The organism is Pseudomonas sp. CH61 (assembly GCF_059429415.1).
Map to the genome: position 1 here is coordinate 1,920,037 of NZ_CM182098.1, position 21,064 is coordinate 1,941,100.

The window sequence follows — 21,064 nt, forward strand, 5'->3', positions numbered from 1 at the left end:
GAATTGCCAACCTATCGATCTCTTTAAACTCGATTAAAAGCCCTCCAGTACCGCGCCGCCCATCATGGCGGCGTGTGTATTTCTGGCGTCCGAAACTGACGGCGCCATTACAGGAGGCGTCCGATGCGACCCGAAACCCCTCGCGGTATCCGCAACTTCAACCCCGGCAATATTCGTCATGTCAAAGGCACCCGCTGGCAAGGCATGTCGGCGAATCAGAATGACACCGCATTTGTCCAGTTCATCGATCCCCGCTGGGGTATCCGGGCTATTGCTCGAACCCTGATCACATACCAGGACAAGCACGGTCTGCGCACCGTCCGCCTGATCATCGGTCGCTGGGCACCACCGAACGAGAACAACACAGAGAGCTACATCCGCCAGGTCGCCGCCCGCCTTGGTGTGGCACCTGAAGATCGTATCGACGTGTACGACTACCGGACCATGCGTGCTCTGACAGAGGCGATCATTCGTCACGAAAACGGTGCTGGTCTTCTCCCCGAGGGCAACTGGTACGGCGAAGCACTGATCAATGAAGGCTTGCACCTGGCAGGCGTTGTCCCGGACGCCTATCACGGGGAGCCAGCATGAAGCTGATCGACAACTGCCACTGCTGCTGGAAGCTTCACAGCGTTCAGCTGGCCATCGTCATCGTGCTGCTCGGTTTTGCCCAGGCCACCATCTTGCCTATGTGGCAAGCGCAGCTTTCTGCATCGACCTATGCAGCGCTGAACAGCGTGCTGGCCACCTTGTTGTTTGTCGCTCGCCTGATTAAGCAAGGCCCTCCTGAGCATCCAGGGCATCCCGAACAACCAGACCAGGAGGTTCCGTCATGAGACTGAATCTCTTTGGTCGGGCCTTCGCTGCGCTGCTGGCCGGACTCGCGGGTGTTTGCCGTTGGCCTGCTCCAAGCACCGCTGCCGGGACCTGGATCAGATCCGGGGTTACGCCCCCTTATCGCCACGGCAAAACCGGCATTGCAGCGGCCAAACGCCATGCGCGTAAGTCCCGCAGACGTATGAGGCAACGCCATGGTGCTTGATCGATTGCCAACAGGACTGCTTGTCGCTGGGCTTGCGTGCGTGATCAGCGCAGCGGCTGCCGGCTCAATTGCCTATGGCTTCGGCTTTCGGTACGCCGAAGCTCTAGGCAACTCCAACTTGCAGACACTCAAGACCACACACGCAGAACAGGCCGGTGCTGCCGAGAAGGAAAACCGTCTGCAGCTGCTGCAACAGGTCGCCCGCGCCAACGAATCCGAGTCCCTGTTGTTTGCTGCATACGAGAGTTTTAGAGAAGAAAAACGCCAGTTTCAGGAGCGAATCCCGCATGTCACGACCCAATACATTCCGGCGCCTGGCGCTGTCGCTAAGCCTATCCCTCGTTGCGTGTTCACTGCTGGCTGGCTGCGCGACTTCAACACCGCCCTCGGTGTGTCCGCCCCAAGACCAGGCACCACTGCCGCCGCTGCTGAAAAAGCGGCCTGGCCCGCCTCCGGCACTGACGCCGAACTATTGGAAAGCGGCGTCACTCCCGCCGACATTCTTGCTCACGCCCAGGACTACGGCCTGTGGGCCCGATCCAACCTCGTTCAGCTCAATGCCTTGCTTGATCTCCAGGAAAAGGAATGACCGCATATGGATGTAGCTGAACCCGCTACAGATGACGACATCAGCGACTCGGAGCTGCGAGTCCGTAACAGCGACCTTCGATGCGGCTCCGGTCGGTCGGTTTACCGCTGCGAGGAATGCGGAGACGCAATTCCTGAAGATCAACGTCAGGACAACCCTGGCATCGAACATTGCTTTGACTGCATCGACGGCTTGGAACACTTGGCCTCACGGGGATTTGAATGAACCTGAATGAACTCAACTTCGGCTTCCAAACCGTTCAGTGGCTGATGCTGACGGTACTCAGCATTTACACCTGGATGACCAAAAGGCAGGCCGCAAGCGCCCAGGAACTGCTGGAACTGCGCACTCGCATCGTCGCCTTGGAGGAACACGTTCGGCACCTGCCTGACCAGACGGCCGTCACCGATCTGCTGGGTGACATGAAGGCGGTACGGGCCGAACTGTCGGGGGTCAAGGAAGCGCTTGGCCCTTTAGCCCGTTCGCTGGACCGGATCAATGATTACTTGCTGCGAGAAAAGACATGACTCAATTCGCCGACTTTCTGCGCCAGGATTACCGCCTGGTAATTCTGCGCCTGCTGGCTGAGACGACCGGCTACCGCGCCAACAGCTCGGTGCTGGCCATGGCCTTGGACAATTACGGGCACACCCTTAGCCGTGACCAGGTGAAAACCGAGTTGCACTGGCTGGCCGAGCAAGGCGCGTTGACTGTTGCCGATGTCGGTCCAGTGCTGGTGGCCACGCTGACGGAACGCGGTCAGGACATCGCTGCTGGCCGCGCACGCGTTCCTGGCATCAAACGGCCGGGAGCATAACCATGGCGGGCAAGTCATCCATCAATCGCCTTCCGCCGATGGTCAAGGCGTACATCCAGAAGCTACTGCGCGAGGACCGCATGACGCTGGATGACATGCTGGCCGATATCCAGTCGCGCTTTCCCAACGAGAAATCCCCCAGCCGCAGTGCGCTGGGGCGCTTCAAGCAAGGTTTCGATTTGCTTACCGAGAAGACCCGTCAGCACCGCGAGCAGGCGGAAGCCTTCGTTGGTGCATTCGGTGAAGACGCATCCGATAAGACCGGCGCACTGCTGGTCGAGGCTATATCGACACTGGCTTACCAGGCCGCGATGGGTGCCCACGAAAAGGATGATGTCACCACCAAGGAAGTGGCCGAACTGGCGCGGGCAGCAAAGAACACGATGCAGGCCCGCACCCTGAGCATGAAAGAGCGACAGGCTATCGAGAAAGCTGCGCGTGATCGCTTGCTTCAGGAGCAAGACGCTGAGTTGGCCAAGACTGTACAGACTGGGGGTATCAGCGAAGAGCAGGCTCTGTTCTGGCGTCAGAAATTCCTGGGTGTCAAATGAGTGCCTCAGCGGTCAAGCCGTCATCGAGCACATTGCGCGTAGTCGAATGGGACGATTTGCCACCGAGCGTCAAGCAGATCCCTAGCGACTACAACCCGATTGCCGACGGCATTCTTATGGCTCACCAGGCCGACTGGCTGAGCATTCAGGCACAAATCAAACTGTGCGAAAAAGGTCGCCGGACGGGCATCACTTTCGCCGAGGCCTTGGACTCGGTGATCACCGCGGCGTCACGCAAGGCCTCTGGCGGCATGGACGTGTTCTATGTCGGTGACACCAAGGAAAAAGGCTTGGAGTTCATCGGCTACTGCGCCAAGTTCAGCCGGGTGATGGCCGAAGCTCAGGCCTCGGGTGTCAGCGAAATCGAAGAGTTCTTGTTTGAGGACCAGGACGAATCGGGTAACACCCGCCAGATCAATGCCTATCGCATTCGTTACGCCTCGGGTTTCAAGATCGTTGCGCTGTCCAGTAACCCGGCCAACCTGCGCGGCCTGCAAGGCAAGGTGATCATCGACGAAGCGGCTTTCCACCGGGACGTGTCCGCCGTGCTCGATGCCGCAACCGCTCTGCTGATCTGGGGCGGTCGGATCGTCGTCATCAGCAGTCATAACGGTAAGAGCAACCCCTTCAACCAGATGGTCAACGACATCCGTGAAGGCCGCTATGGCGACACGGCCGAGGTCTACAAGGCGACCTTTGATGATGCCGTTGCCAATGGGTTGTACGAGCGCAAGTGCATGATGACAGGGGAAGTCGCCACCGTTGAAGGCAAGGAAGCCTGGTACAAACAGATCCGCAACGCCTACGGACCACGCAAAGCGCAGATGCATGAAGAGCTGGACGCAATCCCACGCGACGGCAACGGTGTGTGTATTCCTGGTGTATGGATCGAAGACGCCATGCGTGCCGGCCGCACCGTGTTGCGCCTGGCGCTGGACGATGATTTCACGCTGCAGTCCCTTGCTCGCCGTGAAGCGTATGTCGAAGACTGGATCGAGCGCTATCTCGCGCCACTGGTGCAGGCACTGACGCCTGAGCTGCGGCACTACCTGGGCATGGACTATGCCCGCCACCGTGACTTCTCGATCATCTGCCCGATGTCCGTAGACCAGGCACGGCACCGTGATGTGCCGTTTGTGGTGGAGATGCACAAAGTGCCGTACCGCCAACAGAAACAGATCCTGTTCTACATCCTGCGTCGACTGCCACGCTTTGCCAGCGCAGCCCTGGACGCCACCGGCAGCGGTGAAACCCTCGCCGAAGAAGCTGCCGATGAGTTCGGTCATGACCGCGTCCTGCAGGTGAAACTCAGCCGTGCCTGGTATGGCGCCTGGATGCCTAAGTTCATTCAGCTCTTTGAAGACGGCACTATCACGCTGCCCAAGGATGATTCACTGCAGCAGGACGTGCGCTCGATTGAAACGGTCGAGGGCATTCCAATGATCATGAAAGCCCGCTCACAAGATCTCAAAGACCCCGAGCTCTACCGTCACGGCGACTTCGCTGGAGCCGGCTCACTGGCCAACTTCGCAACACTGGAGAGTTCTGCAGGTCCGGTCTCAGTCAAATCCCGTCGCCCACGTCAGGGCGTTCGCATCACCCAGGGGTACGCATGAACAAGAAAGGTGTGTGGGTCACTCCCACGGAATTCGTTAGCTTCGCCGAGCCGAAGCACAAGGGGCTGACCGAGCATATCGCCAGCCGTGCGCGCAGCTTCGACGCCCAGGCGCTGGGCATGTATCTGCCCAACCCCGACCCGATCCTCAAGGCCCAGGGCAAGGACATCACGGTCTATCGGGATCTGCGTAGCTCTGCCCTGGTCGGTGGCAATATTCGCCGTCGCAAGTCATCGGTTCTCGCCCTGGAACGCGACCTGAAACGGGGTAATGCCCCCGTTCGAGTCGAGCGTTTTTTACGTGACTGGCTGACCGACCTCGATCTTGACCGGATCATTCGCGAAATGCTGGACGCACCGCTGTTCGGGTTTCAGCCCATCGAACTGATGTGGCGTCCTGTCGGGTTGAACATCGTCCCTGAGGACGTGCTGGGTAAGCCGGCCGAATGGTTCCTCTACGACCAGGAAAACAATCTGCGCTTCCGTGCCCGCGATGCCGGCTTGACTGGTGAGCTGTGCGATCCGCAACGCTTTGTCGTGGCCCGCCAGGATGCGACCTACAACAACCCGTATGGCTTCGCTGACTTGTCCATGTGCTTCTGGCCGGTGATCTTCATGAAGGGCGGACTGAAGTTCTGGGTCCAGTTCACCGAGAAGTACGGCTCGCCGTGGGTGATTGGTAAACATCCCCGTGGTGCTAGCACGGGTGAAACCGATCTGTTACTCGACAGCCTTGAGGCGATGGTCCAGGACGCTGTCGCCGCAATCCCGAATGACTCCAGCGTTGACATCATCGAAGCCGCTGGCAAGGCCGGCAGTGCCGAGGTCTACCGTGAGCTGCTGGTTTATTGCCGCAGTGAAATCAACGTCGGGCTGTTGGGGCAGAACCAAACCACCGAGTCCAACAGCAACCGGGCCAGCGCCACTGCAGGGCTGGAGGTGGTCAAAGACATCCGCGATGGCGACAAGGGCATTGTCGCCGCGACCATGAACGCGATTATTCGCCGTGTAGTCGATCTGAACTTCGGCGAGAACGTTGCCGCCCCGGTGTACGAGTTGTGGGAACAGGAAGAGATCGACAAGACCCAGGCGGACCGCGACAAGTCCTTGACCGACTCCGGGGTGAAACTCACCAATCAATACTGGATGCGCACTTACAACCTGCAGGAGGGTGATCTGGAAGAGACTCCGACGCCGGCTGAATCGTCAGCGTTCGCGGAGTCGACCCTGAAGCCGATTCTCGACCAGGTAGCGCTGGACCAAGCAATCAACAGTCTTCCTGCTGAGCTGCTCCAGGAGCAGAGCGAACAGACCATTGCTTCTTTGATCGACGCGCTGTTGCGCGCTCGCACTGACTCAGAGGCGCTCGGCCTGTTGGCTGAAGCATATCCGAAGATGGATGACCAGGCGCTGCAGAACAACCTCACGCGCCTGCTGTTCATGGCCAACATCTGGGGCCGCCTGAATGCCACTGCGGATCGGGAAGACTGATGGCTACCTCCCTGAAGACTCCGAACCCGGCCGACCTCAAGGCCATCTTCGGCATGGAGCCGAAAAACGCGGTGGCCTACCTGAAGTCCAAGGGCTATTCGATCACCTGGAACTGGCAGGACATGCTCGACCAGGCTCACGACCAATCCTTCACCGTGGCCAAGGCCATGCGCCTAGATCTGCTGTCGGACATTCGTGGCGCATTGGAAACTGCACTGCAGGAAGGCCAGACCCTCAAACAGTTCATAGCGGATATACAGCCGGTGCTGGAGTCTCAAGGCTGGTGGGGACAGCAGGTCATTGTCGACAGCGAAGGTGTCGGTGAGTTGGTCCAGTTGGGCAGTCCGCGCCGTCTCAAGACGATCCATCAGACCAACCTGCAGAGCGCCTATATGGCTGGCCGCAAGGCCGAGATGGAGCAAACCACCGAGACGCACCCGTACTGGATGTACGTGGCCATCCTGGACGGCAAGACTCGGCCGAGTCACCGGGCGCTGCATGGGCAAGTGTTCCGCCATGACGACCCAATCTGGTCGGCGATTTTCCCACCCAATGGGTTCAACTGTCGTTGCCGTGTTGTCGCACTGAGCGAAGCCGCCGTGAAACGCCGAGGCTTGAAGGTTGTGTCGAGCGAAGGTCGTATGTTCACCGAGACCGTGGAGACCGGAGTCGACAAACGTACCGGCGAGATCCGCACCGCGCCAGTTACCGGCATCCGCACCACCGATGCAGCAGGCAAGACGATTACGTTCCGCACCGATCCTGGTTTCAACCACGCACCAGGTACTGGCCTGGCTGACATGCTGAAACGCAAACAAGCAGCCGCCTAGGAGGTTTTAAATGTTCACCGTCGAACTGGATCACCAGCGCGTGCAGGCCACCCTGCGCAAAATCGAGTGGGCCGTGGGCGAGCTTGCACCGCTGATGCGTGGCATCGCTGCTGAGCTTGCCAGCCAGACCGAGGAAAACTTCGGCGAGGAAGGTCGCCCCGAGTGGGAGGACCTGTCCGATGTCACCACGGCAAGCCGTGAGAAAAGCGGTAACTGGCCAGGGCAGATGCTGCAGATCAGTTCGGCAGGACTGGCCGCCTCGATCACGACCCAAGCGACCGACAGTTCAGCGTTGGTCGGCAGCAACAAACCCTATGCTGCCATGATGCAGTTCGGTGGCACCAAGTCTGACTTCCCCCATCTGTGGGGCGATATTCCCGGTCGCCCATACTTGCCGATGGACGCCGAGGGCGAGCTGCAGCCCGAGGCAGAGGAAGCCATCTTGGATCTGGCCATGAATCACCTGGAAAAAGCCGCTCGCCTCTAAGGCCCTCAGAAGCGCCTGAGCGCGCATGCGGCCCCGGTTCATCGAGTTGTATAGGCGAATAACGCCGTAAACGTTTTATAAAGCCCTGTCGCCTTACTCCCATCCCATTGCGCGGGTGCCAATCGCACCCTGGCCGCATCATCACCGTCGCGACACTCTTTAAACTCGATTAAAAGGCATGGGCCAATCATTGGCTCAGTCTGTGTGCATCACCTTCAACTGAAGCGCACAGACCATGAAGCCACTCCACATTTTCAAGCCAGGTACGCACGTCGCCATGAGCGGCGCCAGTATCACCTTTGGCGAGTCCGACTTGGCCGCCACCGTGCGCGCCTACGATCCTGCCTTGCACGAAGCACCTCTGGTCATTGGCCATCCCAAGCACGATGCCCCGGCCGCTGGATGGGTCAAGTCACTTTCGGCAGCCCCGGAAGGCCTGATCGCAGTACCGCATGAGGTCGATGTGGCATTCGCGGAATCGGTGGCCCAGAAGAAATTCAAGAAGATCTCCGCCTCCTTCTATCACCCAGACGCAGCGAACAACCCGGTGCCTGGCGTGTACTACCTGCGTCATGTCGGCTTTCTCGGCGCTCAGCCACCGTCAGTGAAAGGCCTGCGTCCCATCGAACTGGCAGAAGACGAAGAAGGTGTCGTCGAGTTTGGCGACTTCGGTGACAGCATCACGGCCGGTGTCTTCCGCCGGTTGCGCGAATGGCTGATTGGCCAGTTCGGCCAGGAAGCGGCCGATCAGGTTGTGCCTGGCTGGGACGTGGACAACCTGGCTGCCGAAGCCCTTCGCGAGGATGTCCGTCCCTCTTTTACCGAACACACCCCACCCAGCAAACCCATCACCGAGGAACACACCGTGAATCCAACGGAAAAGGCCGCCCTGGAGGCGGAAAACACACGCCTCAAAAACGCACTGGACACGCATCTGGCCCAGCAGCGAAAAGACCAGGCTGATCAACGCCACGGCAAGAACCTGGCATTCGCTGAAGGTCTGGTCAGTGCGGGCAAGTTACTGCCCAAACACACCGCCGCACTGATCGCCGCACTGGACTTCGCCGAAGCAGGTGACGCGCCTCTTGAGTTCGGCGAAGGCGATCAGCGCAAGCCGGTAATCGATGGCCTCAAGGCGCTCTTCGATGACTTCCCGCAACAGATCAACTTCGCGGAACAAGCCAGCAAGGAGCGTTCGGGCGAAGTGCATGTGCCTACCGATCTGGAGTTCGCGGAGAAGAACACCGACCCCGACCGCCTCAGTCTGCACAACCGTGCAGCAGCTTTGGCAGCCGAAAAGAACATTCCCTACGAGTCGGCAGTTCGCCAACTCATCAAGTAACAAGGAGTCACCATGGCTGATCGTTTGAGCAAACTGCGGATCGTTGATCCGGTACTCACCAACCTGGCGCGAGGCTATCGCAACGCCCAGTACATCGGCGAAGGCTTGTTCCCTATCGCGCTTATGGACAAGGAAGCCGGCGTAGTTCCACTGTTCGGTAAAGAGGCTTTCGAGGTCTACGACACCGAACGAGCAATCCGTGCCCAGTCCAACATTATGACCCCGGATGACGTGGACGGTCTGGACGTGGTGCTGCGCGAGCACGACCTTGCGTATCCCGTGGACTACCGCGAGAAGAACGAATCCATGTTCGATGCAGAGTCGCGTGCATCCCGTCGCGTGGTCAACGCTATCGATCTGCGCCGCGAAGTGGCATGCGCCAAACTGGCGCAGAGTCCTGGCACCTTCCCGGCCGGCTCCAAGGTCACTCTGTCTGGCTCCAGCCAATGGAGCAATGGCGGCGGTGACCCTATCGCCGTGGTTGAACAAGGCAAGGAAGTGGTTCGCAGTCGAATCGGTATTCGCCCCAACACCATGACCATGGGTGCCTCGGTGTATCAATCACTGAAGTTCCACCCAAAGCTGCAGGAAGCCCTGGGTTCCACCGAGCGCAAGCTGATCACCGTCGAACACCTGAAAGCCCTGTTCGGTATCGAGAACGTCTTGATCGGTGAGTCCCTGGCCGGCTCGGTCAATACCTCCGATATCTGGAGCGACAACCTCACCCTGGCTTACGTGGCCAAACCTGCGGCCGGTGCCCAGACCGACTACGACGAACCGAGCTTCGGCTACACCCTGCGGCGCAAGGGTATGCCCGAGATCGACACCTACGACGGTTCGGGCGGCAAGGTTCGTTTCGTTCGTAACACCGACATCTATAAGCCTGTGGTCGTGGGTTCGGATGCCGGTTACTTGATTACCGACATCAACGGCTGAGGCTCCCATGGCAACTAAAGAAACCAAGGGCACCACCTCAGGAAAGACCGCTGATGCGGCTCAGGGTGATGTCAGTCAAACCGCTGCTACTGCACCTGCTGCTGCACTTCCGACGACGCCTCCAGCTGCCTCGGGCGAACAGACCGGCGATCAGACCGCACCTGCAGCTCCTGTTGTGCCCGTCCCAACTGATACCAATGGTTCAGATGAGCTGAATGGTCCGCTTGATGGGCTCCGAGTGCCGGTAGGTCTCTCTGACGTATCCGCCGCTCTTCAGGATGGAGCCAAGGAAACTCCCGAACTGCCTGGCTACCTGGTCACCGATGTGTCGTCCGTGCTGCACGACGGCACCTGGTATCACCAGGACGATGAAATTTTCTTGAACGATAAGGAAGCGGCTCCGCTGTTGCGCCGCCGCATTATCGAACCGTCCCGGAGCGAACAATGAAGACTCAACAACCTGTACTCACTACCTCGGTTGTCGCGTTGGCTGATCTGCCGCGCTACCGCTTCGCGGGCTTCAATGGTGCCTTGTGTGCTGCCGGTGCGAAGGCTCTGGGCACGGTTCAGGCCGATACCGAAGCCGACAACGTGGCCCCGGTTACAGTCCTGGGCATCTGTCTGATCACTGCCGGTGGTGCAGTAGCAGCAGGAGCCGAGGTGGAGTCCGACGCCTCAGGCCGAGCGGTTACGCTCGCTACAGGCAAGTCGAACGGCATGACCATGGATGCAGCAACTGCTGCAGGTGATGTCATCCGTATCGTCCGGGGAATCTGAGGCCAGCCATGCGCTACTGCACTCGCGCCGATATCGGCAAGGCTATCCCGGAGATGACTCTGGTCCAGCTCTCCAACGACGACCCCTCCGCCATTGAGCCCAACGAGGAAGTCATCGAGGATAGCGTCCGCCAGGCTGAAGAGCTGGTCGATGGTTACCTTCGTGGTCGCTACGACTTGCCGCTCTATCCGGTCCCAACCGTATTGCGCGATGCAGTGGTTTACCTGGCGCGGCACTGGTTGTATCAGCGCCGCCCGGAAGGGGCATTGCCAGATGCTGTGAAGGACAGCCGCAAGGACACCATCAAACTCCTGGAAAGCATCCGCGACGGCGTTGTCACCCTGGGCATGCCAGGCGGTCAGGCGGCTCCAGAGCCTGGTGAGATCCATGTCCGTGCACGTCCTCAGCAGTTCGGCGGCGATCTCTGGGAGCGGTACAGATGAACCAGCCCAAGACCCAAACCGAGCAGTTGGTGGAGGCCATGAGGGTTCGACTGCAGGAAGCCTTCGGCAAGGATCTGACGATTGAGCTGTTTCCCGAAAACCCATCGGTCTACCGCTTGAACCACACGCGGGGCGCAATCCTGCTGGCCTATGGCAAATCAACCTTCGGTGGCTCTGAGGCCATGGACTCAATGTTCCAGGCCCGCAACATCGTCATCAGGCTGACCCTGGTATTTCGCCAGCTCAATGGCAGGGACGGGGTGATCAGCTACCTCGACCAGATCCGCACCTGCCTGACCGGCTGGTTCGCACCGCATTGCGATCAGGCCTGTCGTCCGGTTGCCGAGCAGTTCATTGGCCATATGCAAGGGCTCTGGCAATACGGCCAGGACTTTGCCGTTCGTGCCACGCAATTGCAGGTCATGACTCCACCTGGTGGTGCACCGTTGCTCCCACCGTTCTTTGAGGAAACCCCATGAAACTTACCCGCTACATCTACAACGGCCCGCAAAGCGCCGCCACTTTGCGGGTAAACGACACCCGCGAACTGCTGGACGTGCAACTGCTGCCGGGGAAACCCGTCGAGCTGCCAGCTGACCATGAGTACACCTTGGTGTTGCTGGAACTCAAGCACCTGGTACTTGCAGCGCCTGACGCAAAACCTGCTGGCAAGACTGCAACTACGCCACAAAAATCTGGACAGGAGTGAAGCTCAATGGCTGCTAACTATTTGCACGGTATTGAGACTACCGAGGTCGAACGCGGCCCTCGGGCTATTAGGGTGGTCAAGTCGGCGGTAATCGCCCTGGTCGGCACGGCGCCTATCGGACCAGTCAATGAACTGACCCAATCGTTAAACGAAACGGATGCCGCTCAGTTCGGCTCGCACCTCACCGGATTCAGCATTCCTGAAGCCCTGGAAGGAATCTACGACTTCGGCGCCGGTACTGTGCTGGTGGTCAACGTGCTCGATCCGGCGGTTCACCGCACGAACGTCGTTGGCCAAGAACAACTGTTTGGCGATAACGATCTGCTGCAGTTGGAACACGGCGCGCTGCAGCTGCTGACCGTCAAGTCGGCGAACGATGCCACCACCTACGTATCGGGAACCGACTACACGGCTGACATGCTCATTGGTCGGGTGAAACGTCTGGCGACCGGGAGCATTCCCGCCAATGCTCAGGTGAAGGCTGATTACACCTATGCAGACCCGAGCAAGGTCACTCCTGCCGATATCATCGGCAGTGTCACCCTCGCTGGTCGGCGTACTGGCTTGAAGGCTTTCGAGGACAGCTACAACCTGCTGGGATACTTCCCGAAAATCTTCATCGCGCCGGGTTTCAGCACCCTGAACTCGGTGAGTGTCGAGCTGATCATTTCGGCTGTGCAGCTCAGCGCATTTGCATACATCGATGCGCCCATCGGAACCACGGTTCAACAAGTTATTACCGGGCGCGGTCCAGCCGGCGCCATCAACTTCAATACAAGCAGCGACCGTGTGCGTCTGTGCTATCCGCATGTGAAGGTATACGACGCGGCGACCGATGGTTCTCGCCTGCAGCCATTGTCGATCCGTGCAGCGGGTTTGCGCGCAAAGATCGACAACGACAAGGGCTACTGGTGGAGTTCGTCCAACCAGGAACTGGTTGGTGTGATTGGCCTGGAACGACCGTTGACGGCGCGGGTGGATGACCCAAACAGTGAGGTCAACCTGCTCAACGAAAACGGCATTACCACCGTGTTCAATTCGTTCGGCACCGGTCTACGTTTGTGGGGCAACCGTTCCGCCGCTTGGCCAACCGTGACTCACATGCGCAACTTTGAAAACGTGCGGCGTACCAAGGACGTGGTGGACGAGTCGATTCGTTACAGCTCGCTGCAGTTCGTGGACCAGCCTGTCACCAACTCACTGATTGATAGCATCACCGAAAGCGTCAACCTGTTTATTCGCAAGTTGATCGGTGACGAGGCTCTTCTCGGCGGCGAGTGCTGGTATGACCCTGCCCGCAATCCACAGACCGAGCTGGAGCTCGGACACGTACTGTTCAGCTACAAGCTGGGTGTGCCCGTGCCTTTCGAGCGCGGCACCTTCGAAACTGAGATTACCGGGGAATACCTGGTCAACCTGGGAGCAGCATAAATGGCCGGTTTTAGCGCGCACCGCATTTCCAACGCCAACATCTATCTGGACGGTTCCAGCTTCTTTGGCAAATGTGAAGAGATCGATCTCGGCTCTATCAAGGCCGTGATGAGCGACTTCCAAGGGCTGGGTATGGTCGGTCTGATTGAGCTGCCGGATGGCATCGATAAGTTGGAAGGCAAGATTACCTGGAACAGCCTGTACGCCGAAGCAGCGAAGAAACTGGTCACTCCCTTCAAGAGCATCCAGTTGCAATGCCGTTCCAACGTTCAGGTGTTCAATAACGCAGGCCTGGTCGACGAGATCCCGCTGGTTACGATGATGACCATCACCGGTAAGGAGTATCAGCTGGGCAGTTATAAGCCACGCGACCCGACCAAATATGAAACGCAGTTCTCAGCAACCTATGTACGCCAGGTACTCAACGGTGAAGAGGTGGTTTTGCTGGACTACCTGTCCAACATTTTCCGGGTCGGTGGCAATGATCAGCTGTCGAAGTACCGGCAGAACATCGGACAGGCTTAAGTCAGCCTGGTAGGCCGAGGTGATTGGTGGCGAACTTAACGCCGATGGACAGGGCTTGTCCGGCGAGGTCACCAATTAAACTTTTTGCTCCCGTCTTGGAGGCGTCAACCAATTGCTCACCAAGGCTTGATTCGGTGTTGAGGCTATCCGGGGTTGCCTTCAGCACCTCAAGACCCTTGGCGGTCAGTACGCATTCCGTGTAACCGGTAGCTTGAACCTTGTCCTTGAAGCGCAAGTAGCCTGATTCGGCCAGCCACTCGATACAGGCAAAAAGGAACTCGCCGTCTTTGTTGGGAACGTCGAATCCCAGAAAATCGTCATATGAATAACCATCAGGAGCGAGATTTTTTAGCTGTAGGTAGCACGGCACCGGAAAACCCTCATACAGCACGCCGAGTACTTGGCCGGTGAGTTCATCGAATCGCTTGATATTGGAGGCTGTCATGTCCTTGACTCCTGAAAATGAAAAAGTAAGTCCTCAAAATGTTACTGAGGTCTTGAAGTACATCGATATGCAAGTGCGCCGAGACGTCGACCAAATGCGGGCGAAACAATACTGGGATCGAACTTTGGAAGGGCCCCGAAAGAGGTTTTGGTGGATGCTCTGACCATCGCATTGGTATCCGGCCGTTATCAGATGACACCACGTTGCCAGTGCTGCCGCCATTGTTGATGCATGACCAGGACTAACTCCAACGGACTGGAGCCGCAAGGACGCAACCCGAAGCCCCGCCATCGTGCGGGGCTTCGTCTTTAAACTCGATTAAAAGTCAGCGCCACGACCAGGTGCGATGCTCAGGGCTCACTTAAAGCAGTCGATTAAACCGACAACCTGGAGCAACAAAGATGGCCGAATCACTCAGTTTGACCCTCAAGTTTCCTTTCAAAAGTGCCAGCGGCGAGCAGATCTCGAAGCTGTCCATCAAGCGCTTGAAGCGAAAAGACATCAGCAGCGCTCAGGCCGTCACAAAGGACGAAGCGGCGATGGAAGATCATCTCGTTGCGAAAATGCTGGGTCTTACCATCGAGGACCTCGGCGAGTTCGATATCGCCGACTCCAAGTTAGCCACCGAGGTGTTGCGGGAAATGGCTAGCGGCGGAGACCTTGCTGCAGTCCTGGGACGAAGCGTTGCTATTGGTGTTGAGGATGCAGCCGTCTGAGATTGCCCGACTGGACATGGTTGATTATTGGCGCTGGGTCGATGTTTGTCAGCGTGAGATCAATCGGCGGAACGAGGCTGCCGAGAAGATGAATAGCTGACAGCCGCCACGGCCAACACCATGTCCACCAGCAACACGCCGCCTTCTGCAATAGAAGGCGGCCACCCGCAATAGTCTCCCCTTGTAGAGAAATTTATGGCCAATGAAGTTCGGGTTGGATTAAGGATCGGAGCTGCGGTCTCCGGCACCCTGAGCGGTGCATTCGGTTCGGCCAAATCGATTGTGCAACAGCTCGGTCGTGCGACTGATGGCCTGACGGCCAAGCAGAAACTCATCGGCACCGAACTGTCTGCATCCCTGGCGCGTGGCGGCACTGGCATCGAACGTATGCGTCGGCAGTACGATCAAGTCGGACGGACAATTGATCAACTCAAGGTCAAACAGGACCGCCTCAATATCAGCATCGCTCGTGGCGACACCCTGAAGAACAAGCGCAGTGAGTTACGTGGCCAGGCGATGGAGACAGTCGGTACAGGCGTAGCACTTGGTGCGCCGGTTGTTCAGTCGATGCGCACGGCCATTGACTTCAAGGATCGGACCAACGACATCGCCATCACTGGCGGTTTTGATGCAGCAGAAGAACAACGCTTGGGAGATGTACTTAGGACCTCTGCTCTGAAGTGGAACCAAACGCAAATGGACGTCGCCGCAGGCGCCCAAGTGCTGATCGCTGGAGGTATTTCCAACGTAAAAGAGCTGGAGGCATATGCACCATTAATGTCTAAGTTCGCTACTGCAACAAGAGCCAGCATGGATGACCTTGGCTCTGTCGCAATTGCGCTCAAGGACAACTTGGGAGTTGGAGCGTCAGGATTTGAGCGCTCAATGAATATGCTCGCTTCAGCGGGAAAGAACGGTCAGTTCGAACTCGCTGACATGGCTAAGTGGCTGCCTCAGTTGACTCCTCAGTTTGCCGCTTTAGGTATCACTGGGGAGCGAGCGGTAGCAGAGATTGGTGCTTCCCTTCAGATTGCCCGGCGCGGCGCTGGTAGCAATGACGAGGCAGCCAACAACTTCAAAAACTTCCTTTCCAAGCTTACTGCCAAGGACACTTTGAAGTCATTCGAGGGCGCGGGAATCAACCTTCAAGAGAGCATGCAGAATCTGGTAGGGAAAGGGCTTACCCCAGTTCAGGCAATGCTTGAAGTGATTACTCAATATGTTGGGAGCAAAAGTCCGAAAGCCGCTGGTGAGTTTCAAAAGGCGATGGCTATCAAGGACGATGCCGAGCGAGAAATAGCTCTGAAACGGCTGAACGAATCCTACAAGTTAGGCGAGTTATTTGCCGACATGCAGGTGCTTTCTTTTGTTCGCCCAGCTTTGGCAAACCGCAAGGACCTAAGTGGAATTCAAAAGACCAGTATCGATGATGCCGATAAGGGAGTTGGTGATGCTGATTGGAAAAAACGAATGGAGAGTCCGAAGGAACAGTTGAAGGCACTGACGATCAACCTTTCGGAGATCGGAATAACCATCGGTAGCGTGCTGCTACCCGCTCTTGTCGACGTTACCCAAGCAGTCCTACCGGTAATGCAGTCATTCGCCACTTGGGCTGGCGAACACCCCGCGCTGATCAAGGGTATTGTTGGACTAGTCGGTGGGCTGCTACTCAGCAAACTTGCCTTCATTGGTGTTGCCTACGGCGCCAACCTGGTGTTGTCGCCGTTCGTGGCCATTTCCACGACCATCAAAACACTTTCTGCGAAGTGGACCTTGCTGCGTGCTATGTGGCAGATGGGCAAATTCGCGCCGCTGGTCTCTGGTCTGTCCCGGATCGGCAGTGGGTTGCTCACGGTGGCCAAGTACAGTGGCTCGTTCTTGCGCGGCATCACGATGGCACTGGGAACACCGTTGATGATGGTGGCACGGGGCGGTTTGTCCCTGGGCAAGATCCTCGGCGGCACCCTGTTGTTCGGGTTGAAACTTGCTGGCCAAGCCATCCTTTGGCTTGGAAGAGCTTTGCTGATGAACCCCATCGGCCTACTGATTACGGGTATCGCGCTCGGAGCTTATTTGATCTACCGCTATTGGGAGCCGATCAAAGGGTTCTTCGTCGGGCTTTGGGGCGAGATCAAAGCTGGCTTTAGTGGTGGGCTTGCAGGCATCACCGCCTTGATCGTCAACTTTTCGCCTGTTGGTCTTTTCTACCGTGCATTTGCTGCCGTGATGAATTATTTCGGAGTCGAACTACCCGGCAAATTCAGCGAGTTCGGCGGCATGATTATCACGGGCCTGGTCAACGGCATCAGCAACATGGCCAGCTCGCTGAAGGACAGCGTGATTGGCATTGGCTCTTCAGTAAAAGGCTGGTTCACAGAGACGCTTGGCATCCAATCGCCGAGCCGCGTATTCATGGGATACGGGGCCAATATCAGCGAAGGTGCGGCCATCGGCATTAGTGCGCAGGCTGGCCTGGTCCGTCAGGCCGCGCTCGGCATGGCTGCGCAGTCGGGTGTGGATCTTGCCCCACCGAATCCGGCCAATGTCTCCCGGGCTAGCATGATGGGTGATAGCGGCGGCATGTCATCTACAGGCTCTCCAGGTGCAGGTGGCCAGCCTGTCTTTCACTTCTCCCCTCAAATCACCGTGCCTGGCGGCGCCGACACTCAACAGCAGGTTCAACAGGGGCTGCAAGCCGGTTACTCCGAGTTTGTGCGAATGATGGATCGTTACATGCACGACAAACGCCGTCGTAGTTATGGCCCGTCTGATGGAGGGCTGGCTTGATGTTTGCCATCCTGGGCGATATCGAATTTACCGTAGCCGGTGGCATCACCGGCATGGACCAAAGCAGCACGGCCGATTGGGCCGAGCATGCGCGCATACAGGGCAAACCCTTGCTTGAGTGGGTTGGTGAAGGACTGGATGAATGCAATCTGACCATCGAGCTGCACCCCGTCTTAGGCGATCCCGAGGAAAGGTTGCGGGCACTGCGCCTGGCCAAGACCAAGCACGAACCGTTGGCGTTTGTCATGGGCTCTGGCGAGTACCTGGGCGCCTATGTCATCACCAACATAGGTAACAACATCCGCCGCGCAACAGATACGGGCCAGATCAACTCGGCGACGGTGCAGTTGAGTCTGAAGGAATACACCGGAGCTTTCACGCGCAAGGTTGCTCGTCCGGGTCTACTCGATACTGCGTTGAGCGGCACACCTGCAGCTGCTGCAGGTTCACCCGGACTTGTCTCGCGACTGATGCCATCGCCCAGCACCGTCCAGGCAGTGATTGGTCACGCCAAAACAGCCGGCAATATGCTGAAAGCTGGTCAGAACCTGTATGAAACGGTCAAGAGCGGTAACGCCTCGATGATCCTCGGCCAGGTTCCCCAGTTGCTCGGCGTCACCGCAAGGGCCATTGATCCGTTGCAAGGGCTTACGGCAGCTGCGGGTCTGCTCAAAGATGGTGCCGATCTGTCGCGTTTAGGTGAGGACGTACTAGGCAGTGTGATGGGGGCCCGATCCGCCCTCAATCCAGTTGACCTGGGCAACATCGTGGACCGATTTACCTCGTCCCGCGAGTCGCTAGACCAAGCGCTCACCACCATGAACGGTGCCAGCACCCGCCTTGCAGGGCTGGCGGCACAGGTTCTGACGAGGAAAGCCTGATGTTTCTTACCCATGTCACTACCGAAGGAGAGCGCTGGGATCAACTGGCGTGGAAGTACTACGGAGACGCACATCGGTATTCGCCGATCGTTCAGGCGAACATGCATGTGCCTATCACCAGCGCCTTACCGGCAGGGTTGACCTTGGCCATCCCGCTACTTGATCCCGTGGCGACAACAGAGGATCTGCCACCATGGATGCGATGACCCCAAAACAGGTGCCGGAAGCGCGTTTTGTACTGACTTACCAGCAGAGCAATATCACTCGCAATGTCAGCCTGCACCTGCTTTCACTCACGTATTCGGACTTTCTCACAGGTGAGGCTGACAGCCTGGAGGTCGAACTGGAGGACACCGAGGGCAAATGGCGTGACGCCTGGTATCCAGGTCACGGTGACACCTTGGCCCTCGCTATTGGGTGGGAAGGTGAATCGTTGCGCACGCTGGGCCGATTTGAGATTGATGAGGTTGAGCTTAATTGCCCACCGTCGACCATCACCATTCACGCGTTGGCCACCGGCATCAAGGCATCATTGCGTACCACCGAGCATCGCGCATACGAAAGCACCACTCTGGACGCCATTGCCAAGCAGGTAGCTGACCGGCAAGGCCTGGAGCTGATTGGCAGCATCGAACCGATCAAACTCGACCGATTAACCCAGCAAGAGTCTGACTTGACCTTCCTGCGCAACCTTGCTGGCGAATACGACTATGCATTCAAGGTCACCGGCACCCGGATGGTCTTCCATGCTATCAGTGAGCTGGCCAAAGGATCGCCGGTAGCAACTCAAGTGCTTCAGGATCTGGCCAGCTTGAGGTTGCGCGACACGATCAAGAGTGTGCCTCAGGCTGTAGAGGTCAAGCACAAAGAGCCGGCGAAGAAGCAGTTGATCGCTTACAAGATCGACAACGAGGGCAAGACGGTCGCTGTACCCAGTAGCGTGAGTAAAGCCACCACCAGCGGTGACACGAAGAAGAGCCGCAAACGCAGCGCCTCGGCCGAAGAATCCAAAGCAAAAGCCAAGGCTGAACTAGCCAAAGCCAATCGCGAGCGAACTACTGGCAGTTGGACCGCCATGGGTCGACCTAACCTGGTCAGCGGCAATATCGTGACCTTGGCTGCAGCAGGCATGTTGGGTGGCAACTATTTGATTATGTCCGCGCAGCACCGAATGACGCGCAGCGGCGGTTACACAGTGGATCAGTCGCTCTGCCGCATTTCTGCGCCCTCGATCTCGATGACGCAAGACAGTACAAAGCCAGACCTGGCGCTGTCGACTTATGGCATTCAGCGTGAGGTGGTTGCCTGATGGCTGTTGAACTGGAGTACGGCGAAGTCAGCGCCGTGGATCACATGACGTGCCGTATCCGGGTGCGCCTGGACGACCGCGACGGGGTTGAAAGCTATTGGCTCAACGTGCCCCAACGTAACACCCAGGGCACGCAGCGCCGGCCCCTGATGCCCGAGCTGAATGAACAGGTCGCAGTACTACTGGATGCTGACGGTGTAGGTGGTGTTTGCCTGGGCGGGATCTATTCGACGGCTGAGCCGCCGCCTGTGGTCGACGAGGACACAGACTATGTGCGCTTCAGTGATGGAACAATCTCCACCTACGACCGTGCGGCCGGGGTGATGACGTTAGATTGCGTGGGGGCGTTGCTTTTGAAGTGTGGCCGTAACATCACGGTTGAAGCCGGTGAGCCGGTGGTGGTCAAAGCGCCGTCAGCAACTCTGGACATTCCGCAGGTCACCCTGAATGGGGACCTGCAGGTGAATGGCGATCTCGGTGTTAAGGGCAACGTCAGTGCAACAGGGGCTGTCATGGATGCCGGTGGAAACTCAAACCATCACTCTCATTGAGAATGTCAATTTATGACGACACCAGCACCACACCGCACGGAGAAGTTACCTCCAATGGTGTTACCTCCAATCACAGTTTTCTTAGGCCCTATATCAAGACCTGCATTCTTTAAGCGGAAGGTTACCTCCACAGCTGTGACGGGCGTTTCGATATCAAATAGAGCCTCAGGAGCATCAGCGTAGTGCTTCTGAAGTGCCTCTTTGCTTGCTAGCTCCAAAAACTTCACCGAGCATGAATCACCGTTTGTATATTTCACCGAAAGCATTTTGCCGGAAGGAGGGCAATCGACATCTTCCTCATTACCGTGAACTGTCCAGAAATTTTCTTCCATCGAAAATCTTGGTTCACCGTCAACGGTCACTTGGGCGACGTTAAGAAGTAGGTATCCTTCATCGTCGCGGCTCAGCCAAATCAAAGGAGTTCCTTTGTAACGAATCGCCTCATAGGTCTCCAATAGATAGTTGCCCCCTACAACCATCAACAACTCGTTTCTCATCCAGTTAAACCGCCCCTTCACCTGAGCTGCTTCTACTACCGAGTGTTTTAAGCGCTTAAGCTGCTCGATGGTAAACGCTCCTCCGTCTGCCTGGGCATGATGTTCAGTACACAGAGCGATCATCCCCTCAGGATTGTGGTGATTTAGTTCACGCCAAGGTGGGTCAAAGTGGTGCCACTCTAGAAAGGGTCGACCACAACCAGGAACCGGGCAACCAAAGCCGACCTCCTTCCGAAGTTTCCTGCGTACTTCTATTTTGGGTTTCCTCTCCATCTCAAATTCCTTGTTGTCAT

Annotated in this window: 28 protein-coding genes; 26 read left to right on the forward strand and 2 right to left on the reverse strand. The window is 57.6% G+C overall.

Annotated elements, in window-relative coordinates:
• Window positions 1-123: 123 nt before the first annotated feature.
• From AC5SEM_RS08625 to AC5SEM_RS08720, 20 genes are all read left to right on the forward strand, one after another.
• Window positions 124-591, forward strand: a complete 468-nt coding sequence (locus tag AC5SEM_RS08625; RefSeq protein WP_495472671.1) for a structural protein — start codon at window positions 124-126, stop codon at window positions 589-591.
• A complete protein-coding gene (locus AC5SEM_RS08630) occupies window positions 588-836 on the forward strand; it encodes a DUF7940 domain-containing protein (protein WP_495472672.1) in 249 nt (82 codons plus the stop codon). The genes AC5SEM_RS08625 and AC5SEM_RS08630 overlap by 4 nt, the downstream gene beginning before the upstream one ends.
• Window positions 837-1,031: 195 nt before the next feature.
• Complete coding sequence (locus tag AC5SEM_RS08635) at window positions 1,032-1,631, forward strand: lysis protein (protein ID WP_495472673.1); 600 nt, start codon at window positions 1,032-1,034, stop codon at window positions 1,629-1,631.
• A gap of 6 nt (window positions 1,632-1,637) precedes the next feature.
• Window positions 1,638-1,856 (forward strand): TraR/DksA C4-type zinc finger protein, encoded by a 219-nt coding sequence (locus AC5SEM_RS08640; protein ID WP_495472674.1) that lies wholly within the window; start codon window positions 1,638-1,640, stop codon window positions 1,854-1,856.
• The gene (locus tag AC5SEM_RS08645) at window positions 1,853-2,158 is read left to right on the forward strand and encodes a DUF2730 family protein (RefSeq protein ID WP_025132158.1); all 306 of its coding nucleotides are present in this window, start codon (window positions 1,853-1,855) and stop codon (window positions 2,156-2,158) included. Before AC5SEM_RS08640 ends, AC5SEM_RS08645 begins: the two co-directional genes overlap by 4 nt.
• Complete coding sequence (locus AC5SEM_RS08650; protein ID WP_495472675.1) at window positions 2,155-2,448, forward strand: VpaChn25_0724 family phage protein; 294 nt, start codon at window positions 2,155-2,157, stop codon at window positions 2,446-2,448. The genes AC5SEM_RS08645 and AC5SEM_RS08650 overlap by 4 nt, the downstream gene beginning before the upstream one ends.
• Before the next feature lie 2 nt (window positions 2,449-2,450).
• Window positions 2,451-2,999: a phage protein Gp27 family protein gene (locus AC5SEM_RS08655; protein WP_447808829.1), complete on the forward strand. Its 549-nt coding sequence runs from the start codon at window positions 2,451-2,453 to the stop codon at window positions 2,997-2,999.
• Window positions 2,996-4,615: a hypothetical protein gene (locus AC5SEM_RS08660; RefSeq protein ID WP_495472676.1), complete on the forward strand. Its 1,620-nt coding sequence runs from the start codon at window positions 2,996-2,998 to the stop codon at window positions 4,613-4,615. Before AC5SEM_RS08655 ends, AC5SEM_RS08660 begins: the two co-directional genes overlap by 4 nt.
• A complete protein-coding gene (locus AC5SEM_RS08665; RefSeq protein ID WP_495472677.1) occupies window positions 4,612-6,105 on the forward strand; it encodes a phage portal protein family protein in 1,494 nt (497 codons plus the stop codon). The genes AC5SEM_RS08660 and AC5SEM_RS08665 overlap by 4 nt, the downstream gene beginning before the upstream one ends.
• Window positions 6,105-6,935: a phage head morphogenesis protein gene (locus AC5SEM_RS08670; protein WP_495472678.1), complete on the forward strand. Its 831-nt coding sequence runs from the start codon at window positions 6,105-6,107 to the stop codon at window positions 6,933-6,935. The genes AC5SEM_RS08665 and AC5SEM_RS08670 overlap by 1 nt, the downstream gene beginning before the upstream one ends.
• 10 nt (window positions 6,936-6,945) lie before the next feature.
• On the forward strand, window positions 6,946-7,422 hold the full coding sequence (locus tag AC5SEM_RS08675; protein WP_495472679.1) for a phage virion morphogenesis protein: 477 nt from the start codon (window positions 6,946-6,948) through the stop codon (window positions 7,420-7,422).
• Between the two features lie 235 nt (window positions 7,423-7,657).
• The gene (locus AC5SEM_RS08680) at window positions 7,658-8,764 is read left to right on the forward strand and encodes a peptidase (RefSeq protein ID WP_495472680.1); all 1,107 of its coding nucleotides are present in this window, start codon (window positions 7,658-7,660) and stop codon (window positions 8,762-8,764) included.
• A 12-nt stretch (window positions 8,765-8,776) separates the two neighbouring features.
• Window positions 8,777-9,700, forward strand: coding sequence for a major capsid protein (locus AC5SEM_RS08685; protein WP_495472681.1), 924 nt, complete (start codon window positions 8,777-8,779; stop codon window positions 9,698-9,700).
• A gap of 7 nt (window positions 9,701-9,707) precedes the next feature.
• A complete protein-coding gene (locus AC5SEM_RS08690; RefSeq protein WP_495472682.1) occupies window positions 9,708-10,148 on the forward strand; it encodes a hypothetical protein in 441 nt (146 codons plus the stop codon).
• Window positions 10,145-10,477, forward strand: coding sequence for a capsid cement protein (locus AC5SEM_RS08695; RefSeq protein WP_495472683.1), 333 nt, complete (start codon window positions 10,145-10,147; stop codon window positions 10,475-10,477). The genes AC5SEM_RS08690 and AC5SEM_RS08695 overlap by 4 nt, the downstream gene beginning before the upstream one ends.
• 8 nt (window positions 10,478-10,485) lie before the next feature.
• Window positions 10,486-10,920, forward strand: coding sequence for a gp436 family protein (locus AC5SEM_RS08700; protein ID WP_495472684.1), 435 nt, complete (start codon window positions 10,486-10,488; stop codon window positions 10,918-10,920).
• Entirely contained in the window at window positions 10,917-11,399 is a 483-nt protein-coding gene (locus AC5SEM_RS08705) for a Gp37 family protein (RefSeq protein WP_495472685.1), read from the forward strand. Before AC5SEM_RS08700 ends, AC5SEM_RS08705 begins: the two co-directional genes overlap by 4 nt.
• Window positions 11,396-11,629, forward strand: a complete 234-nt coding sequence (locus tag AC5SEM_RS08710) for a hypothetical protein (RefSeq protein WP_495472686.1) — start codon at window positions 11,396-11,398, stop codon at window positions 11,627-11,629. The genes AC5SEM_RS08705 and AC5SEM_RS08710 overlap by 4 nt, the downstream gene beginning before the upstream one ends.
• A 6-nt stretch (window positions 11,630-11,635) precedes the next feature.
• Window positions 11,636-13,060: a phage tail sheath subtilisin-like domain-containing protein gene (locus tag AC5SEM_RS08715; protein ID WP_495472687.1), complete on the forward strand. Its 1,425-nt coding sequence runs from the start codon at window positions 11,636-11,638 to the stop codon at window positions 13,058-13,060.
• Entirely contained in the window at window positions 13,061-13,585 is a 525-nt protein-coding gene (locus AC5SEM_RS08720) for a phage major tail tube protein (RefSeq protein ID WP_463955964.1), read from the forward strand. It begins immediately after the preceding gene.
• 1 nt (window position 13,586) lies between these two features.
• On the opposite strand, the gene AC5SEM_RS08725 is transcribed toward AC5SEM_RS08720, so the two are convergent.
• Complete coding sequence (locus AC5SEM_RS08725) at window positions 13,587-14,030, reverse strand: hypothetical protein (protein WP_495472688.1); 444 nt, start codon at window positions 14,028-14,030, stop codon at window positions 13,587-13,589.
• Between the two features lie 401 nt (window positions 14,031-14,431).
• Between AC5SEM_RS08725 and AC5SEM_RS08730 the strand changes: the two genes are divergently transcribed.
• From AC5SEM_RS08730 to AC5SEM_RS08755, 6 genes are all read left to right on the forward strand, one after another.
• Window positions 14,432-14,746, forward strand: coding sequence for a phage tail assembly protein (locus tag AC5SEM_RS08730; RefSeq protein ID WP_495472689.1), 315 nt, complete (start codon window positions 14,432-14,434; stop codon window positions 14,744-14,746).
• Between the two features lie 195 nt (window positions 14,747-14,941).
• Complete coding sequence (locus tag AC5SEM_RS08735; RefSeq protein WP_495472690.1) at window positions 14,942-17,533, forward strand: phage tail tape measure protein; 2,592 nt, start codon at window positions 14,942-14,944, stop codon at window positions 17,531-17,533.
• The gene (locus AC5SEM_RS08740; protein ID WP_495472691.1) at window positions 17,533-18,414 is read left to right on the forward strand and encodes a phage tail protein; all 882 of its coding nucleotides are present in this window, start codon (window positions 17,533-17,535) and stop codon (window positions 18,412-18,414) included. Before AC5SEM_RS08735 ends, AC5SEM_RS08740 begins: the two co-directional genes overlap by 1 nt.
• Window positions 18,414-18,620, forward strand: a complete 207-nt coding sequence (locus AC5SEM_RS08745; RefSeq protein WP_210623428.1) for a tail protein X — start codon at window positions 18,414-18,416, stop codon at window positions 18,618-18,620. The genes AC5SEM_RS08740 and AC5SEM_RS08745 overlap by 1 nt, the downstream gene beginning before the upstream one ends.
• Complete coding sequence (locus AC5SEM_RS08750; RefSeq protein ID WP_495472692.1) at window positions 18,608-19,723, forward strand: phage late control D family protein; 1,116 nt, start codon at window positions 18,608-18,610, stop codon at window positions 19,721-19,723. The genes AC5SEM_RS08745 and AC5SEM_RS08750 overlap by 13 nt, the downstream gene beginning before the upstream one ends.
• A complete protein-coding gene (locus AC5SEM_RS08755; RefSeq protein WP_495472693.1) occupies window positions 19,723-20,274 on the forward strand; it encodes a phage baseplate assembly protein V in 552 nt (183 codons plus the stop codon). Before AC5SEM_RS08750 ends, AC5SEM_RS08755 begins: the two co-directional genes overlap by 1 nt.
• Window positions 20,275-20,279: 5 nt before the next feature.
• Here AC5SEM_RS08755 and AC5SEM_RS08760 read toward each other — a convergent pair whose 3' ends face one another.
• Window positions 20,280-21,044 carry an HNH endonuclease signature motif containing protein gene (locus tag AC5SEM_RS08760; RefSeq protein WP_495472694.1) on the reverse strand — a complete coding sequence of 255 codons (765 nt, stop codon included), beginning with the start codon at window positions 21,042-21,044 and terminating at the stop codon, window positions 20,280-20,282.
• Window positions 21,045-21,064: the final 20 nt, after the last annotated feature.

What these genes read in the sequence shown, in the direction of transcription:
- AC5SEM_RS08625 (WP_495472671.1), top strand. Translation starts at nt 124, where the DNA reads ATGCGACCCGAAACCCCTCGCGGTATCCGCAACTTCAACCCCGGCAAT.
- AC5SEM_RS08630 (WP_495472672.1), top strand. Translation starts at nt 588, where the DNA reads ATGAAGCTGATCGACAACTGCCACTGCTGCTGGAAGCTTCACAGCGTT.
- AC5SEM_RS08635 (WP_495472673.1), top strand. Translation starts at nt 1,032, where the DNA reads ATGGTGCTTGATCGATTGCCAACAGGACTGCTTGTCGCTGGGCTTGCG.
- AC5SEM_RS08640 (WP_495472674.1), top strand. Translation starts at nt 1,638, where the DNA reads ATGGATGTAGCTGAACCCGCTACAGATGACGACATCAGCGACTCGGAG.
- AC5SEM_RS08645 (WP_025132158.1), top strand. Translation starts at nt 1,853, where the DNA reads ATGAACCTGAATGAACTCAACTTCGGCTTCCAAACCGTTCAGTGGCTG.
- AC5SEM_RS08650 (WP_495472675.1), top strand. Translation starts at nt 2,155, where the DNA reads ATGACTCAATTCGCCGACTTTCTGCGCCAGGATTACCGCCTGGTAATT.
- AC5SEM_RS08655 (WP_447808829.1), top strand. Translation starts at nt 2,451, where the DNA reads ATGGCGGGCAAGTCATCCATCAATCGCCTTCCGCCGATGGTCAAGGCG.
- AC5SEM_RS08660 (WP_495472676.1), top strand. Translation starts at nt 2,996, where the DNA reads ATGAGTGCCTCAGCGGTCAAGCCGTCATCGAGCACATTGCGCGTAGTC.
- AC5SEM_RS08665 (WP_495472677.1), top strand. Translation starts at nt 4,612, where the DNA reads ATGAACAAGAAAGGTGTGTGGGTCACTCCCACGGAATTCGTTAGCTTC.
- AC5SEM_RS08670 (WP_495472678.1), top strand. Translation starts at nt 6,105, where the DNA reads ATGGCTACCTCCCTGAAGACTCCGAACCCGGCCGACCTCAAGGCCATC.
- AC5SEM_RS08675 (WP_495472679.1), top strand. Translation starts at nt 6,946, where the DNA reads ATGTTCACCGTCGAACTGGATCACCAGCGCGTGCAGGCCACCCTGCGC.
- AC5SEM_RS08680 (WP_495472680.1), top strand. Translation starts at nt 7,658, where the DNA reads ATGAAGCCACTCCACATTTTCAAGCCAGGTACGCACGTCGCCATGAGC.
- AC5SEM_RS08685 (WP_495472681.1), top strand. Translation starts at nt 8,777, where the DNA reads ATGGCTGATCGTTTGAGCAAACTGCGGATCGTTGATCCGGTACTCACC.
- AC5SEM_RS08690 (WP_495472682.1), top strand. Translation starts at nt 9,708, where the DNA reads ATGGCAACTAAAGAAACCAAGGGCACCACCTCAGGAAAGACCGCTGAT.
- AC5SEM_RS08695 (WP_495472683.1), top strand. Translation starts at nt 10,145, where the DNA reads ATGAAGACTCAACAACCTGTACTCACTACCTCGGTTGTCGCGTTGGCT.
- AC5SEM_RS08700 (WP_495472684.1), top strand. Translation starts at nt 10,486, where the DNA reads ATGCGCTACTGCACTCGCGCCGATATCGGCAAGGCTATCCCGGAGATG.
- AC5SEM_RS08705 (WP_495472685.1), top strand. Translation starts at nt 10,917, where the DNA reads ATGAACCAGCCCAAGACCCAAACCGAGCAGTTGGTGGAGGCCATGAGG.
- AC5SEM_RS08710 (WP_495472686.1), top strand. Translation starts at nt 11,396, where the DNA reads ATGAAACTTACCCGCTACATCTACAACGGCCCGCAAAGCGCCGCCACT.
- AC5SEM_RS08715 (WP_495472687.1), top strand. Translation starts at nt 11,636, where the DNA reads ATGGCTGCTAACTATTTGCACGGTATTGAGACTACCGAGGTCGAACGC.
- AC5SEM_RS08720 (WP_463955964.1), top strand. Translation starts at nt 13,061, where the DNA reads ATGGCCGGTTTTAGCGCGCACCGCATTTCCAACGCCAACATCTATCTG.
- AC5SEM_RS08725 (WP_495472688.1), bottom strand. Translation starts at nt 14,030, where the DNA reads ATGACAGCCTCCAATATCAAGCGATTCGATGAACTCACCGGCCAAGTA.
- AC5SEM_RS08730 (WP_495472689.1), top strand. Translation starts at nt 14,432, where the DNA reads ATGGCCGAATCACTCAGTTTGACCCTCAAGTTTCCTTTCAAAAGTGCC.
- AC5SEM_RS08735 (WP_495472690.1), top strand. Translation starts at nt 14,942, where the DNA reads ATGGCCAATGAAGTTCGGGTTGGATTAAGGATCGGAGCTGCGGTCTCC.
- AC5SEM_RS08740 (WP_495472691.1), top strand. Translation starts at nt 17,533, where the DNA reads ATGTTTGCCATCCTGGGCGATATCGAATTTACCGTAGCCGGTGGCATC.
- AC5SEM_RS08745 (WP_210623428.1), top strand. Translation starts at nt 18,414, where the DNA reads ATGTTTCTTACCCATGTCACTACCGAAGGAGAGCGCTGGGATCAACTG.
- AC5SEM_RS08750 (WP_495472692.1), top strand. Translation starts at nt 18,608, where the DNA reads ATGGATGCGATGACCCCAAAACAGGTGCCGGAAGCGCGTTTTGTACTG.
- AC5SEM_RS08755 (WP_495472693.1), top strand. Translation starts at nt 19,723, where the DNA reads ATGGCTGTTGAACTGGAGTACGGCGAAGTCAGCGCCGTGGATCACATG.
- AC5SEM_RS08760 (WP_495472694.1), bottom strand. Translation starts at nt 21,044, where the DNA reads ATGGAGAGGAAACCCAAAATAGAAGTACGCAGGAAACTTCGGAAGGAG.